General features: G+C 44.0%; 11 protein-coding genes. 9 read left to right on the forward strand and 2 right to left on the reverse strand.

Annotation, left to right across the window (positions count from 1 at the left end):
* Positions 1-8 precede the first annotated feature (8 nt).
* The 3 genes from E4K68_RS16480 to E4K68_RS16490 all read left to right on the forward strand — a co-directional run bounded on the left by E4K68_RS16480 (position 9) and on the right by E4K68_RS16490 (position 5,664).
* The gene (locus tag E4K68_RS16480; RefSeq protein WP_135380015.1) at positions 9-2,252 is read left to right on the forward strand and encodes a molybdopterin-dependent oxidoreductase; all 2,244 of its coding nucleotides are present in this window, start codon (positions 9-11) and stop codon (positions 2,250-2,252) included.
* Positions 2,253-2,304: 52 nt separating this feature from the next.
* Positions 2,305-4,314 (forward strand): FAD-dependent oxidoreductase, encoded by a 2,010-nt coding sequence (locus E4K68_RS16485; RefSeq protein ID WP_135380016.1) that lies wholly within the window; start codon positions 2,305-2,307, stop codon positions 4,312-4,314.
* A 243-nt stretch (positions 4,315-4,557) separates the two neighbouring features.
* On the forward strand, positions 4,558-5,664 hold the full coding sequence (locus E4K68_RS16490; protein WP_135380017.1) for a 4Fe-4S dicluster domain-containing protein: 1,107 nt from the start codon (positions 4,558-4,560) through the stop codon (positions 5,662-5,664).
* A 146-nt stretch (positions 5,665-5,810) separates the two neighbouring features.
* Here the strand turns inward: E4K68_RS16490 and E4K68_RS16495 are convergent, their stop codons facing one another.
* Entirely contained in the window at positions 5,811-6,851 is a 1,041-nt protein-coding gene (locus E4K68_RS16495) for a metallophosphoesterase (RefSeq protein WP_135380018.1), read from the reverse strand.
* Between the two features lie 248 nt (positions 6,852-7,099).
* Between E4K68_RS16495 and E4K68_RS16500 the strand changes: the two genes are divergently transcribed.
* Both E4K68_RS16500 and E4K68_RS16505 read left to right on the forward strand, forming a co-directional pair.
* On the forward strand, positions 7,100-7,687 hold the full coding sequence (locus E4K68_RS16500; protein WP_135380019.1) for an HPP family protein: 588 nt from the start codon (positions 7,100-7,102) through the stop codon (positions 7,685-7,687).
* Positions 7,688-7,767: 80 nt separating this feature from the next.
* The gene (locus E4K68_RS16505; RefSeq protein WP_135380020.1) at positions 7,768-8,193 is read left to right on the forward strand and encodes a universal stress protein; all 426 of its coding nucleotides are present in this window, start codon (positions 7,768-7,770) and stop codon (positions 8,191-8,193) included.
* 133 nt (positions 8,194-8,326) lie between these two features.
* Here the strand turns inward: E4K68_RS16505 and E4K68_RS16510 are convergent, their stop codons facing one another.
* Positions 8,327-9,055 carry a hypothetical protein gene (locus E4K68_RS16510; protein ID WP_135380021.1) on the reverse strand — a complete coding sequence of 243 codons (729 nt, stop codon included), beginning with the start codon at positions 9,053-9,055 and terminating at the stop codon, positions 8,327-8,329.
* Positions 9,056-9,443: 388 nt separating this feature from the next.
* On the opposite strand from E4K68_RS16510, the gene E4K68_RS16515 reads away from it, so the two are divergent.
* The 4 genes from E4K68_RS16515 to E4K68_RS16530 all read left to right on the forward strand — a co-directional run bounded on the left by E4K68_RS16515 (position 9,444) and on the right by E4K68_RS16530 (position 15,418).
* The gene (locus E4K68_RS16515) at positions 9,444-11,357 is read left to right on the forward strand and encodes a DNA gyrase subunit B (protein ID WP_199241804.1); all 1,914 of its coding nucleotides are present in this window, start codon (positions 9,444-9,446) and stop codon (positions 11,355-11,357) included.
* Between the two features lie 24 nt (positions 11,358-11,381).
* The gene (gene gyrA / locus E4K68_RS16520; protein ID WP_135380023.1) at positions 11,382-13,802 is read left to right on the forward strand and encodes a DNA gyrase subunit A; all 2,421 of its coding nucleotides are present in this window, start codon (positions 11,382-11,384) and stop codon (positions 13,800-13,802) included.
* 67 nt (positions 13,803-13,869) lie between these two features.
* Entirely contained in the window at positions 13,870-15,069 is a 1,200-nt protein-coding gene (locus E4K68_RS16525) for an acyltransferase (protein WP_158291443.1), read from the forward strand.
* Positions 15,070-15,139: 70 nt separating this feature from the next.
* Complete coding sequence (locus E4K68_RS16530) at positions 15,140-15,418, forward strand: hypothetical protein (RefSeq protein ID WP_135380025.1); 279 nt, start codon at positions 15,140-15,142, stop codon at positions 15,416-15,418.
* The last annotated feature ends 517 nt before the right edge of the window (positions 15,419-15,935 follow it).

Consider the following 15,935-nt stretch of genomic DNA (forward strand, 5'->3'; position numbering starts at 1 on the left):
GGTTACCGGTGAATGAATGGAAAAAGACCGGTTGTGTACTCTGCGCTCAAAATTGTGGGCTAGAGGCGCTGGTGGAGAATAATCGAATCGTGAAGGTCAGACCGGACAAAGACAATCCTCGAAGCCAGGGATATGCTTGTCGGAAGGGACTAAATATCGCCTACTACCAGCATCATGATCAGCGTCTTACTCACCCTTTAAAAAAGGTAGAGAATGATTTCGTACCTATTTCCTGGGACCAAGCTTTGACCGAGATAGCGGAGAAACTTCGCTCAATAATGAATGAACACGGACCCCGTTCGTTGGCCTTTATGGGACTCGGCGGACTGGGCGGTCAGTCTGAAGCGGTTTTTGGACTTCGTTTGCTTCGAGCCTTGGGCTCACAGTATTACTATAATGCCATCGCGGGCGAGCTTACAGGTTTGTATTGGGGTTACGGGCGAACCGTGGGGAGGCAATACAATGCCACCATTTCTGACCACGACCGGACTGATATGCTGGTTGCTGTCGGTTGGAACGGATGGATGAGCCACCAGACGCCCCAAGCCAGGCGATATCTTGATCAAATGGCCAAAGATCCCGATAAACTGCTGGTAGTCATTGATCCAAGACGTTCAGAGACGGCGGAAAGGGCGGATATTCACCTTCCGTTACGCCCAGGCACAGACGCTCTCCTTACACGCGCCATGATTTCAACCATACTTCAAGAAGGATGGCAGAACCAAGAGTACATAGATCATTATGTTAGCCAGTTCAACCAAGTTAAACATTGGTTCATGGGTTTCGATGCTCGGGAGGCCTGTCGGGTATGCGAACTTGACTATGATCAGGTAAGAGAGGTGTCCCGTCTCTTTGCGACCCGAAAGTCTTCTCTCCACGCCGATCTCGGTGTGCTGATGGGTCGGCACAGTACACTAACTACATATTTGGAAATTATTTTGCTCGCCATCTGTGGCCGTCTCTGCGTACCCGGAGGGAATGTTATTCCTGGTTGTTTGATGACCATGGGCTCGCACTCCGATGAACGGAATCCCAAATATTGGCGCACGGTGGCTACCGATTTCCCCCCGATTATGGGGATGTATCCGCCTAACGTCATGCCAGAAGAAATTAATAACGACCGTCCAGAGCGGCTGCGCGCGGTCCTTATCACTTCGAGTAATCCCCTGCGTTCGTTTGCCGATACCACAGCTTATGAAAAAGCCTTCTCAAAACTGGATCTTCTGGTTACGATAGATATAGCCATGACGGAAACGGCGATGATGTCTGATTACGTTTTGCCCGATCTCTCAGCCTACGAACGTTGGGATACCACATACTTCCCGCTAAATTATCCTGAGATTTACTGCCAGATGCGTCGACCCATCGTGGAGCCGGAGGGGGAACAACTCGAGGGAAGCGAGATCTTGACCCGTTTGGCGGACAAACTTGGCATTATTCCGACGATCTCGGAGTCACTATATGTGGCAGCGCGCAAATCTCGACTTGAATATGGTCAGACGCTTATCGACTATGTGAAATCTGACCCAAAGGCAGCGGCAGCGCTCCCTTTCGTGGTGGGCAAAACCCTGGGACGAGAAATGGGTTCTGATAACCTGGCTTGGATGTGGGCCTTATTGCAGAATGTACCTAAGGACTTCCGTGAAAATGCGGCACGGGTTGGTTTCAAACCGGGATTGACTTTGGGCGATGATATTTTCCAGGCTATCGTTGACCACCCTGAGGGTTTGTGGCTGGGTAAGGTGGATATGGATAATAACTTTGCTAACCTGCGCACAGAGGATAAACGAATTAATCTGTATATTTCAGAATTGGAGGAGTGGGTTTGTAGTATAACCCCAGAGTCTGAAGAAAAACAGCTGCAGAAAAATAATAGAGATTATCCCTTTATTCTCATGGCCGGCAGACATATGGACATGAATGCTAATACCTTGATGCGCAACCCTGAGTGGAACAAGGGGCGTCGCGCTTGTACACTAGCGATGCACCCAGATGATGTCGAACGACTAGGCTTAAGCGATCAACAAATGGTTAGAGTTACCACCGAGTCAGGGACGGTCGATATTGAACTGGAGACATCCTTGGCTGCCCGCTCCGGAAATGTGATAATTCCTCATGGCTTTGGGTTGTCCTTTAATGGGGAGGTCTACGGGGTTAACGTCAACCGGTTGACGAAGAGCACTCACCGCGATCTTATTGCTGGTACCCCACTACACCGTTATGTCCGATGTCGAGTGGAAAGAATCTCGTAAGTTGATGCTTAGTTTATATTCTTGTGATTTAATAAGGAGGAGGGGTTTTTAAATGTCCGTGCTTTTTTCTCCCGCTCAAATAGGGACACTCCAGCTTCGCAACCGTCTAGTAATGACTCCTATGCATTTAGGGTACAGCCCTAAAGGGGAAGTCAATGACCAACTGATTGAGTTTTACCGAGCACGAGCCCGTGGTGGAGTGGGCCTCATCGTGGTCGGCGGGTGTGGTATCGACCGGATTGGAAATGCTTTTGGTATGACTCAACTTGATGAAGACCGATACATTCCGGGGTTGCGTCGCTTGGTGGATGCCGTACACGCAGAAGGTGCGAAAATCGTGCCCCAGCTTTATCAAGCCGGAAGATACGCTCACTCTGCAATGACCGGTCAGCCATCAGTGGCTCCATCTCCGATCCCTTCTAGACTTACGGGTCAAACCCCATTAGAGCTAACTACGGAAAAGATAGCCGAGATAATCGCTTCATTTGTAAGTGCTGCCAAAAGAGCCCAAACTGTTGGGTTTGATGGGGTGGAGATTTTAGCCAGTGCAGGATATTTAATATCCCAGTTCCTTTCCCCACTTACCAATCAACGCACAGACCGTTATGGCGGGGACCTTCAGGCCCGCATGACATTTGGTCTTGAAGTAGTAGAGGCAGTACGCGGTGCGGTCGGTCCGGATTATCCCATCATAGTAAGGGTTGCGGGAAATGACTTTGTGCCAGGCAGTAATACCAACACTGAGTCCCAAGCTTTTTGTCAAGGTTTGGAAAAAATAGGAGTCAACGCGATCAATGTAACTGGTGGGTGGCATGAGACTCCAGTACCTCAACTTACTATGAATGTTCCCCCTGGAGCCTATGCATATCTGGCCCACGGAATTAAACAGGCTGTTTCTATTCCAGTCATTGCATGCAACAGAATTAACACTCCTGAATTAGCGGAAGGGATCTTGCAAGAGGGCAAAGCAGATTTTATTGGCATGGCCCGGCCGCTCTTAGCTGATCCTGAACTACTTAACAAAGCGATGAGTGGGCATTCTGAAATAATCCGCCCGTGTATCGGATGTAATCAAGGATGTCTAGATTATATATTTCGTATGAAACCGGCATGCTGTTTGGTCAATGCCGAGGCCGGTCGGGAGTCGGAATTAGCTTCAATCACCCAATCGGCACAAACTCAGCAGATACTAGTAATTGGTGCAGGTGCTGCGGGGATGGAGTTTGCGCGCGTGGCAACAGAACGAGGACATAAGGTGACGATTTGGGAGGCAAGTGGGCAACATGGAGGACAACTGGCCTTAGCAGCAGCTCCTCCCGGACGTCAGGATTTCTTACATCTGGGAACCTATTTGGAAAATGCCTGCCTGGAACTGGGGGTAACTATTCGATATAACGTTAAGGCTACACCAGAGAACATCTGGTCTGCCGTACAAGAAGAAAAGTTCAATAAGGTAGTTATTGCCACTGGGAGTCGTCCAGTTACTCCACCCATCCAAATTGAAGAAGGACAAGAGGTCATTCAGGCTTGGGATGTTTTAGCAGGTCGAAGCAAAGTAGGAGAAAACGTTATTATTGTTGGCGGTGGGGCAGTTGGAGTAGAAACTGCTTTATATCTGGCTGAATCCGGTACCATGGATAACAATACCCTTCGTTTTCTCATGTTGCAGCATGCAGAAACAGAGAAAGAACTTTATCGCTTGCTGACGCAGGGAAGTAAAAAGATTACAGTTTTGGAGATGGCAAAAGGAATCGGACGAGACATCGGCCCCAGTACTCGCTGGTCCATGCTGGCAGATTTGAAACGCCACAAAGTTAATTGTATGGATGAAACTAAAGTACTTGAAGTTCGGTCGGACGGTGTTCTGGTGGAAAGTGCCGGAACTCAAAAATTTCTTCCTGCAGATACTGTCATCTTTGCAGTAGGCTCTCGCTCCGTGAATGAGCTTTACCTAACCCTACACGACAAGCTGGAGGGTTTGATTATCATTGGGGATGCAGTAAATCCCCGCAAAGCCCTTGACGCTATCCATGATGCGTATACTCAGGCAATCAAAGTCTGATTACTTATTTTTGCATTATCAAGTTTGTAAGCGAGTCTAGTAAAAAGATATAGAGTATTACCTAGGTATCTGTTTTCAATAAGCGTTTTTCTCTAGCGCAGGAATATAGTCATTACAGAGGTTGGCAATATTGAAGTTAACTTTGGAGATTTAATATCCAAAGCTCGAATGAGAAAGCCACCAGAGCGTCATTACTCATCGAATTTCGTGCGTCCAGCCTCTACTAAAAGGGGGATCAAGAGTGTGGGACATATTATAAATTCTAAAGAAGAGGTTTACCAGGCACTAGCGGAACGTCTAAGTAAGACACCAGAAGGTGCGCCGATCAACGAAGACCTCATGGCAATTCTGCATCGACTTTACACGGAAAGCGAAGCCTTAGTGGGCAGTAAATTCTCGTCAATTCCTATGCCCTTGGAGAAGATCGCAACCCTCACGGGCATTGAGGACAAGGAATTAAAAATAATTCTAGATGGAATGTCTCAAAAGGGTTTGGTACTGGATATTCCTCGAAAGAATTCCTTCTATTATATGTTGGCCCCAATGTTAGTTGGATTCTTTGAGTATACCTTTATGCGGACTGGGGATCATGTTAACTTAAAAGAGTTAGCGGAGCTATTTGAAACTTACTTTCATAGCGCTGGGGTCATGAAAGAAATTGCAGGCATTGATACGAAGGTAATGAGGACCCTGATTTATGAAAGTATTATACCCCTGGCAGTGGAAACAGAAGTATTAGACTATGAGAGAGCGTCGCAAATCATTAGGGAATCTGGCGGAGGTGCAATCACCATGTGCGCCTGCCGCCACGAAGCATCTCATCTTGGCACAGCCTGCGACGCACCGGTAGAAGTATGCATGTCCCTTGGTGGAGCCGCCGAATGGATCGTGCGCAAAGGTCTTGGCAAACCAGCAACTGTGGACGACCTGTTGAGCGTACTGGATCAGACGCAGAAACTTGGATTAGTTCACCTTTGTGATAACGTGATGAATAAACCCACCTACATCTGCAACTGTTGTGGTTGTTGCTGTAAAGTTCTCCGTGGTATCAATGAGCAACAAGTCTTTGCTACTCATCCAAGTAATTTTATTCCTTCCATAGAACTAGAAAGTTGCATTGGCTGTGGTCTTTGTGCGGATAAGTGTCAAATCCATGCGATCACTATGACGAATTTAGGAAATGAACTAGAAGTGCCCGTTTTGAAGAATGAAGTTTGTATTGGTTGCGGGGTATGCTCCACTGATTGTCCTAGTGGTGCTTTGACTATGTCTCAGCGAGCTGTAGTGTCTGTTCCTCCAGAGAATCATCGGGAGAAATTAAAGCGAATGGCCTCGGAGAAGGGTCGATAGGTGTTTGGTGAATAATCCTCCAACTTATATGAAATTATCGAACAAATGGGGTGTAACAAACTAGGAAAACAAGTTTAGTTACACCCCATTTGTTTAAGTTCCACTAATTTAGATGGTTTGTTTCACTATCATAGAAAGACTAAGATCTAGAACTCGTATTGTGCGCCCGGAATCCAGGTTTTAGTCAGGAAGTCACGCCCTTTTATAAACACCTTGTTTTTCAAGACCTCAACCACAAGACCTTCACTCTTGTCAGGGAGTGGATGTCCGTTGGCATCTCGGGGAAGAGAGACAGAGGAACTATTAACCATCACAAATTCTTGTTTCAGAATTGTCGTGGGCAGTTCTAGTTGACGGTGAATATGGCCAGAGAAAAAAATAACTTCTGGAAATCGATTAAGGATTTCACGCAAGCGATCGGCCTGAATTACAAAGTCGGGTTTGCTGAGAGTAGAACCGAGCCGGACCAGTGGTTGATGCAGGAATACGAAGATAGGTTTATTTGGTGAATAATTTTCCTTTAGCTTCAACTCAAGCCATGCTAATTGCTTGTCTGATAGATAGGCTTTATCACCATAGGCAGGGTCAGAGATAGCCGAATTCTCCGATCCGAGAAAAATAAAATGATAATTCTGTAAATATTCGTCATAGAAAACTTGGCTACGTTTTGTAAAATCAAGAAAACGATTAACTGCGGTAATGTCGGTTTCACCGTTAGGGAAGGTGTCCCGGCTCCAGGCATTGGTGATTGGATTGTGATATGCCTTGTAAAACTCATGGTTTCCAATGGTGTAAGAAATGGCAGGATGGTTTTTCTGCTGCTTGATCAGGTTTCCTAAAGTATTGTAGTCTTGTGGCGTCCCGTCTCCTAAATCACCGTTAATGATCAGGTTAGAGACATGGAGTTTTACCATATCGCCCAACATCTGCTGAAACTTATTTTGTGCTACTGGGTTGGTATTTTGCACATGAATGTCGCTTACTACGCCAAAAAGAAGGCTGGATGTGAGTTGATCGGGCTCATTTGATGGTGTTAAGGGAGAATAACTGGTAGGAGCCACAGACGGTTTTGAAATTGCTGGTATGCTACGAACAGGAAGGTTTAAAGAGAAAGCACTGTTAGTGGCAGTCACTGTGGCTGTCAAAAGAAAAACGAAAGGGAGTAGTAGCAGTAGAACCTTTCTCATATCCTTTTCCTCCGGGTCGCTTTATTTATAGTTAATTTCATTATGCATGGTTAACTTCTCTTTGAATAGCTTTTTCTTATTCCGTCTATGCCACAATATGGATAGAGCGAAGAATTGTGCAGCTCAAGAACTTTTGCACTAAAATATTTAAGTAATATTAACTCCAAAAGGTGTGATACTGTTCACAACTTTCTAGCCAAAATAGGTTTATAATCAGGTGAAATAAATTGAGCTGGGAGTGAGTCAAGATGCCACCAGTCGAAAAATCGGGAACACCTGAACCGGAAGATACGGTGCCATTGATCCGGTCAGAACGAGCCTGGCTGATCAGGTACATATCCAAAATGAAAGGTTATAAAAGGACAACTCCCCTCGTAGCACCTGCGCCCTTGGACGTGATTATTACATGGATGGGCGCTTTTCTTGGAATAACTGCTATAGTCTTGTTTTCTCACAAGTTTGACCTCCCGATAGTGGCTTCGTTTGGCGCATCAGCGGTGTTAATATACGGTGTTCCTGATGCTCCGCTATCCCAACCACGCAATGTTTTTTTTGGACATACTCTTTCGGCCACGGTGGGTGTTGCAACGTATATGATATTCGGTTTAACTTGGTGGTCACCAGCCTTAGGTACAGCCCTTGCTTTGGTTGTTATCATTCTTACCAAGACGACGCACCCGCCAGGAGGAGCAACCGCGTTGTTCGCTGTTTTGAGTAAGGCACAACCAGACTATATTTTGAATCCGATTGCTACTGGAGCGGTTATTTTAATCTTGATCGGACTTCTGGTCAATAACTTGTCCCCTAATAGGCATTACCCAAGGTATTGGTATTAGGTGCGCCATCCGAAAGTCATACTTTTAGAGAAGTATGAGAAATCTATAGTCAATAATACGACCAAGAGAAGGGAGAACGCATGTTTAAGACTATTTTAGTTCCTACCGATGCTTCTGAATCAGCACAGCGTGCTTTGCTGAATGCCATAGAATTAGCAAAAGAGTTTGGTTCCCAAATTGTTCTCTTGCACGTTGTTTTTACGCCGGAGGCGTTGGGTTATACACTTTCAAGCGGAATTACCGTACCCCAGGAAGAAATCAGTATTTATGGTGGAGAGGCTTTGACGGCCGCTCTAGCCGGGATTGACACGAGGAATGTGCCCATTGAGAAAAAACAAATACCTGGGCATCCAGCAATCGCTATACTTGAAGAGATTAAGAGCGGCCATATCGACCTTGTTGTCATGGGAAACCGCGGGTATGGCCCGATTGTCGGATCCCTGATGGGAAGCATTAGTCAACGTGTTTTATGCAAAGCAGAATGTCCAGTCATGATTGTTAAATAGTAAAAATAATGGGGAAGCTCAGAAGGTTGTTCTGAGCTTCCCCATTATTTTATTGACATATCGGAAAGTCTAGGTCCTTAGGGGTTCTCTCTTTATTTTGCATGTTTGGCATAATGGAGCCTGGAAATAGACGTCAAGTACCAAAGTGTTTGCTAAACCGGTTTAATAAGTTCAATAGATCTTCCGGTGAAAATTGCATTGATTGTAATTTGCTATTTAAAGTAGGGTCTGCCAATGGTTTGGAACCAGTCGTTTGCGGCGGCACGACTGCCCTTACAAAAACAGTAGCTAAAAGTTCTAATATCAGTAAAGGCATGGCTCCCCGCACGCCTGGAAACGTAAACAATGGAAAAATAAGAAAGACAGACGGAGTAAAAGGTTTATTCGTAAAATCGCCCCAGACGGCTAAAGCCAATATTAGGGGACTCTCCGGTGTTTCAATAGTGCCAGTTTGAACGGTTGAAGAAGCGGGTGTGCCGATTGAAGGCTGGACATTGTCGCGTGGCATGGAGGCCAAAAAATCCTGTAAATCACTTAACGACATCCGCACAGTTTGTTCTGGTGATATAACAGGACCTCTCTGAATCGGCATTGATTCAAGACCAAAAAAACGGTCAGCAAGAAACAGGAAAAGTTGGGTAGCGATGAGAACAGCTACGGACGCAAATACTTTTCCCGTTAACAGTGGTTGTAAGAAAAAAAACGTATTGCTTCCTGGTACTGAACTAACTGGAGCAAAAATTGAAAGACCAAAATTCAAAGGTTCTTTAGAAAAATGATATTCACAAGAAATAGGTGCACAAGGATCTGACACAGGCAATAGAGGCATGCTATTAGAAAACGACAAATAATGATTGCCCATACGTATAATCCCCTCTTCCTATTCTAGATTATGAGGAGCTTGCTGGAAACGTACCTCATTCTAAAGATGCTTGTGGGCGTTTTTTATCGACGATCCTCTAGGAAAATGACCTAGATTCCATTAAAAGTTGTAAGGATTTTGATGGTGATCCAACCGTTCCTCCGTTAGTTTAGTTATGTAATATGGAGAGATATGCATCAGGACTATTATAAGGGGCTTCATAGTTACGAATAAAAAATTTCAGTAGACCAACAAAAAACCGAGGTTGCAGCCTCGGTCTTTCTTATAATTAGGTAAGTAGCCTAGACAAAGTGGTTCAACAGGTGATATTGTACTTATCGGCGGGTAGCCATCGAAAACACAAATCAATTAAGGAAGTGAACTGGTCTTGTCAGAAACGCAATATAATGCAGAATCTATCCAGGTCTTAGAGGGATTGGAGGCCGTTCGTAAACGTCCTGGCATGTATATCGGTTCCACTGGGAGCAAAGGACTTCATCACCTAGCTTATGAAATCATCGACAACGCGATTGATGAGGCTGGGGCGGGGTTTTGTGATCGGATTGCAGTCACTATTAATACCGATGGATCGATGACCATAGAGGACAATGGACGTGGGATTCCAGTTGACATACATTCTATCAAGAAAATTGCAGCAGTAAGGTTAGCGTTTGAGACGTTACATGCGGGAGGTAAATTTGGCGGAGACACCTACAAAACATCCGGAGGATTGCATGGTGTCGGAGCAAGCGTGGTCAACGCTTTGTCTGTTTACGTAACGGTTGATATAAAACGGGATGGAAAACTTTATCGGGTGGAGTATGCCAACGGGGGTCAGCTTAAGTCGGATTTACACGTTATCGGGAAGAAACAAACAGGTACTGGAACAACGGTTGTCTTTAAACCAGATCCTCTGATTTTCAAAGAAACCACCGTTTTCAAATATGATACTCTGCGTAGTCGTTTGATGGAACTCTCGTTTCTAAACAACGGCCTAACAATTCATCTGACCGATCAACGGGGGGAACTCAAATCGGAAACGTTTTGTTCTCAAAATGGGATTATCGGTTTTGTAGAACACTTAGTAAAAGAATCGAGTTTTTCGCCAGTACATAAGAAACCTCTCTATTTTAAAGAGGAAAAAGATGATGTAATTGTAGAGTGTGCTCTGCAGTATAACGACGGAGATGATGAATCTCTACATTCTTATGTCAATAATATTCCGACGGATGAAGGTGGTACTCATGAATCTGGATTTCGAACGGCTTTGACGAAGGTCTTTAATCAATACGGTCGGAAAAATAATCTCTTCAAAAAGGAGGAAAATCTGATCGGGGATGACCTTAAGGATGGTTTGATATGTGTACTATCACTCAAGGTAAAAGATCCTCAATTTGAAGGTCAGACCAAGACGAAACTCTCTAATATGGAAGTCGAGGGAATTGTCCAGTCACTTACCAACGAAGGGATTAGTCAATTCTTTGAGCAAAACCCAGCCGTGGCTAAAGATGTCATCAATCGGACGTTGACAACTTGCCTGATTAGACTCGCTGCCAAAAAGGCCAAGGAGCTTAAAAAGAAAGCTCGCGATGCCGAGGTTAAAGCATTAAGTGGCAAACTTGCAGCTTGTAGTGGAAAGGACAAATCCCGTAATGAACTTTTTCTAGTCGAAGGGGATAGTGCAGGAGGGTCAGCTAAAATGGGGCGCGATCGACGATTCCAGGCCATTCTTCCGTTACGGGGTAAGGTGATTAATACTTACCGTGCCAAGATTGATAAAGTGTTGGAAAATGAGGAGATCAGGAGTATTATTACGGCGGTTGGCTCGGGGATCGGGAAAGAGTTCGATTTGGAAAAGGGTAATTATGCGCGTGTTTGTATAATGACAGACGCGGATATTGACGGGGCCCACATTCGCTGTCTCTTGTTGACGTTTTTCTATCGCTATATGAAACCTCTGATTTTGAATGGAAGGGTGTATATCGCCCAATCTCCTTTATATAAAGTAGAGAAGGAACGAGGCAAGATTATCCGCTACGCTTTCGACGATATCGAACTAAAAAAAGAACTCAAAGATCTAGGAAAGACGGCCAAGATTTCACGCTACAAAGGACTTGGCGAAATGAATCCAGAACAACTATGGGAAACAACTCTGAATCCTGCTAATCGGCGTATGATACAGGTGACGATCGATGATACTCTAGAGGCAGAGCGTAAGCTTAGAATTCTCATGAGTGAGCTAGTCGAGCCAAGGCGTGATTTTCTGATGGAGAATATTGTTTTTACTGACGATGATATGTAGAGTTTTAGGGGGAGTTAAGATCCAATGAGTGTAACAGAAGACAACATCAGCCAGCGTCCACTCGAAGACGTCTTACCGGAATCGTTCTTGGGCTATTCCAAACATGTCATATTGCAGCGGGCAGTGCCTGATGTTAGGGATGGGCTCAAGCCGGTTCATCGTAGAATTCTTTATTCTATGGATGAAATCGGAATGCACACGGACAAGCCGTATAGCAAGTCAGCTCGGCTGGTAGGGGACTGCATGGGAAAATACCATCCCCACGGTGACTCGTCGATCTATGATTCAGCGGTCCGTATGGCTCAACCCTGGGCAACCAGATATCCAATGGTTGATGGCCAGGGAAATTTCGGTTCAATCGATGGAGATAATGCGGCGGCCATGCGTTACACGGAAATGAGGATGACGCATTTATCCCAACTCATGACTCAAGACATCGAGAAAAATACAGTTCTTTTCAAAGCAAACTACGATCAACGGCTGAAAGAACCCGTCGTTCTCCCGAGCCCTTTTCCAAATCTCTTAGTTAATGGAGGGTCAGGAATTGCTGTCGGTATGATGTCCAATATGCCACCGCATAATTTGCGGGAAGTCGTAGCCGGTGTGATCTCTCAAATAGATAATCCCCATATTACGGTCGATGAACTCCTAGAAAAGGTGAGTGGACCGGATTTTCCTACGGGAGGACTGATTATCGGCACAGAGGGTATTGTCAATGCGTATAAAACCGGACGTGGAAAAGTGACCATGCGTGGTAAGGCGATGATCGAACAAGGTAAAAATGGTAAAAATCTCATTGTCATTACAGAGGTTCCTTACCAAGTGAATAAATCAACCCTGGCTGCAAAGATTGAAACACTTGCAGACTTGGGTAAAATTGAAGGAATAAGCGAGGTCAGAGATGAATCTGATCGGGAGGGGATTCGGCTTGTCGTGGAATGCCGTAAAGAAGCCGATCCTCTTAAGGTTTTACGTCTTCTGTATAAGCACACCCAGCTGGAAGATACCTTTGGGATTATCAACTTGGTGATTACGGCCGAAGGTACTCCTAAGATTTTGGGACTTAAAGAGATCAACGCGGCGTTTATCAAACATCGCAGAATCGTCGTCACGAAACGCACGGAATTTGATTTAGAGAAGGCTCGTTTAAAAGCTCACATACTTGAAGGATTAGTTATTGCTATCCATAATCTTGATGAAGTGATAGCCCTTATTCGTGCTAGTAAGACCCCGTCTCTGGCTAAGGCGGGACTTATTACGCGTTTTGAACTTTCTGAGGTTCAAGCGCAGGCCATTTTAGATATGCGGCTCCAAAACTTAACGAACTTTGAACTTGATGGAATTATGAAGGAACATGCCGACATATTAAAACTCATTGCCGAGTTAGAAGGTATCTTAGCGGATGTAAGCAAGGTGTACGACATTATCAAGAAGGAAATCAAGGAAATTGCAGATAAGTACGGAGATGATCGGCGTACGCTCATTTTGCCTGAGCATATGAGGGATCAACTTGATCTGAGTTCCTTCGAGGAAGCCGAAAGTCTCATCGAAGTTATGCTTACAACAAATGGATTTATTAAAAGGATGCCCCTCCAAACCAAGCGAAACAAAGCGAATGCTCTCGTTTGTACTTTTAAGGATGGAGATACCTTGGCGGAGAGGGTTACGTGCACTGACAAAGACACGCTTTACTTCTTTACTCGTACTGGGAAATTCTATAGCATTAGTGCGAAAACCGTTCCTGAAGCCAGGAATAAAGATAAAGGAGGAACTTTAATCAATTTATTTCCGTTACCGATGGGAGAAAAAGTAATCTCTATTCTCCCCATTAAAGATGCACTAGAAGAGCTGTATTTTGTATTTGTTACGAAGGATGGACAGGTCATGCGGAGTCCTGTGAATGATTTTGTGCACGCTCGCTCTTTAGAAGCTATGGGGCTTAAAGAGGGGGATGCAGTAGTCAAAGTGTTCTTGTGTGATGATCAAGGGGAATTATTTCTCGCCACACTTAAAGGACAAGCGATTCGGTACCCCTTGACGGAAATTAATCCTATGGGTCGCAAATCACGTGGGGTCAAAGGAATGGCTTTAGGCAATGAAGATCAGATTGTAGATGCTTTGTTGCTGACTAGTTTAATAGAAGATTCTTTAGGGGATCTGGTGACAATCACTGAACGAGGATTCCTGAAGCGCACATCGTTTGAGGAATACAAACCCCAAGGACGGGCGGGAAAAGGGGTTGCTATAGGTAAAATAGATCCAGCTGAAACTGGTTTTATCGTAGGTATTGCATTAGTACAGGATGAAGCCGTGTTAAATGTCATTCAAGTCAGTGGAACCGCAACCAAGATTGAGATGAAGAACGTCAACGTAGAATCACGAATGAAGGCTGGAACGCAAAGGGTCCCGGTTTTGCTGGATGATTTCACGGTTGGGATGGTTTAAGATACTGGAACTTAGGGTGTGGAATTGCCATAGAAGTTAGATCATTAATGGAAAGGGAAGGTATCTCTTGTCAAAGGAAAGAGTTTCGGAATGGGATATACTAAGAGGGATTGCTTTTCTGGCAATCGTTTTGCAGCATTCAATCGGGCAGTTTGCGTACAGGAAAGATACGAGCTTGTTAGATGCCTATACCTTAGCTGCAATTTATCATCTTATAAAGTTCGGGGTGCCAGCTTTTGTTTTTTTGACAGGGGCGACACTATTATATAATTACTATGGAAAGCTTAACTATCTCGAGTTTATAAGAAAAAGGAGCCTAGATGTCTTGGTTCCTTATCTCGTTTGGACGCCTATTTATTATGTTTATATATTCCCGCAAAAGGTTATCAATGTTGAGTGGCTTAAAGAAGTTGGGAAACAGTTGCTTGTTCCGACCCAAGCCTATCATCTTTGGTTTATTATCTTGATTTTTCAGTTCTATCTCGTGTTTCCATTTTTTTTAAAGTGGCTTACTTGGGCGAACGGCAAAAATGATCTATATGACAAGAAACGAACACTAAATCCCGTTTTGGTATTCACAGGTCTAGGGTACATAGTTTTAATGTGGGCATCCTACAAATATTTACCGTATCATGCATCAACATACCCTGGTATTATTCAATTCCTCATATCCTATAGAAATTCAAACTTCCTTTTTTATTCATTTTACTTTATCTTCGGAGCGGTTATAACATTTGATCTCGAAAGATGGCGTAAAATAATCAGGGGTTATTCATACTGGAACTTTGTCCTACTGGTCGTTTCCTATAGTTGGGTAGGGTACGAACTTTTCATTGGGACTGGATATAATTTGCCGATAAACCTAAATTGGTCTACAACTCTCAAACCGTCTATGTTCTTTTTGGTATTATCGGAACTCCTCGCTCTTTATTTGATTGCAATGAAGGGTACTCAACAGAAGAATTGGATGACCAAAGTGATCTCTTGGTTTGGAAGGTATTCCTTCGGGGCTTATCTCGTGCATGCCCTCATACTGGGCATATTAATAAGTGTACTTGATGTACTTCAATTGACGCACCCAGGCATGAATAGGCACTATGTATTGGTTACATTTATTATTTTCTTAATAGTCACCGTAATATCTTCTTTAACGAGTTATATACTTAGTATGATCCCTCTTGGAAAATACTTAATTGGTTCGATAGGTGCGAAAGATAAGCCGAAGAACAGCGCGCATCCAGCTGGTTTATCTTCCCATAAAGTCTGAATTTGAATAAAGAGGTTGCTGAAACAACATAATAAACTCGAAAGCGGGCTTAAGGTGGAGGTAATGAAAAATGGAGATTTTCGATGTCACAGTTAATGGGTCAGGATTTGATCCGGAATATAACTTTAACAATTATGCATTAACTTTAGTCTTTAAAGATTGTAAAGCAGAAACAGAAAAAACAGTCAGAGCAAATTTGCGTTACTATCCCACAGAAAAAGAATGGGATCTGAACCCTATTTTTTACGAGTACACAAAGGATGAAAAACAAACGATGATTGACCAGATCATTGAGAGTGAAAATTTCAAGTCAGCTTTTGAGGCTAAAACAAATAATCTCGAAGGATAGTTAGCCTATAAAGGTAAGTCCTGTGCGTGGGCAAGTTCGTATTGAATGAGACAGAAACATAAGTAGCAAGCGGGGGACAACATATGAGGGTTCTGAATAATAAGTGGGGAAACTCAACTTGTATCCAGAACCCTTTTTAAAGAATCAAGCAACACTAGGGACATTATATTCCTTCGAGAGGAGTGCAGTAGCGGCAACGACCACAACAAGGGTGTCTGGGAATAATTTTTCTATGGGCAAAAAGTAAATATTAGTTGACAGTACACAGCGAAAATGGTATCATAACCGAGCGCCACAAAGACGCACACCGATTGAGAAAGTAAGGGGTAAAACCTTTGAACTAATCAATCTGAACAAGCAAATTAGTGATTGACAACGTGAGTTGAAAATGCTAAGATGTGATTCTGGCCCAAACGGGTGCTGGAAACAAAGTTTAAACCATGGTCTTTGAAAACTAAACAACAAGGACAGCCAATGAGAGAAACTCGCAAGAGTTTCAAAGAAACAATGAGCAAGT

Source organism: Desulfosporosinus sp. Sb-LF (assembly GCF_004766055.1).
Classification (GTDB): Bacteria; Bacillota; Desulfitobacteriia; order Desulfitobacteriales; family Desulfitobacteriaceae; genus Desulfosporosinus.

What these genes read in the sequence shown, in the direction of transcription:
- E4K68_RS16485 (WP_135380016.1), top strand. Translation starts at nt 2,305, where the DNA reads ATGTCCGTGCTTTTTTCTCCCGCTCAAATAGGGACACTCCAGCTTCGC.
- E4K68_RS16495 (WP_135380018.1), bottom strand. Translation starts at nt 6,851, where the DNA reads ATGAGAAAGGTTCTACTGCTACTACTCCCTTTCGTTTTTCTTTTGACA.
- E4K68_RS16500 (WP_135380019.1), top strand. Translation starts at nt 7,100, where the DNA reads ATGCCACCAGTCGAAAAATCGGGAACACCTGAACCGGAAGATACGGTG.
- E4K68_RS16505 (WP_135380020.1), top strand. Translation starts at nt 7,768, where the DNA reads ATGTTTAAGACTATTTTAGTTCCTACCGATGCTTCTGAATCAGCACAG.
- E4K68_RS16510 (WP_135380021.1), bottom strand. Translation starts at nt 9,055, where the DNA reads ATGGGCAATCATTATTTGTCGTTTTCTAATAGCATGCCTCTATTGCCT.
- gyrA (WP_135380023.1), top strand. Translation starts at nt 11,382, where the DNA reads ATGAGTGTAACAGAAGACAACATCAGCCAGCGTCCACTCGAAGACGTC.
- E4K68_RS16530 (WP_135380025.1), top strand. Translation starts at nt 15,140, where the DNA reads ATGGAGATTTTCGATGTCACAGTTAATGGGTCAGGATTTGATCCGGAA.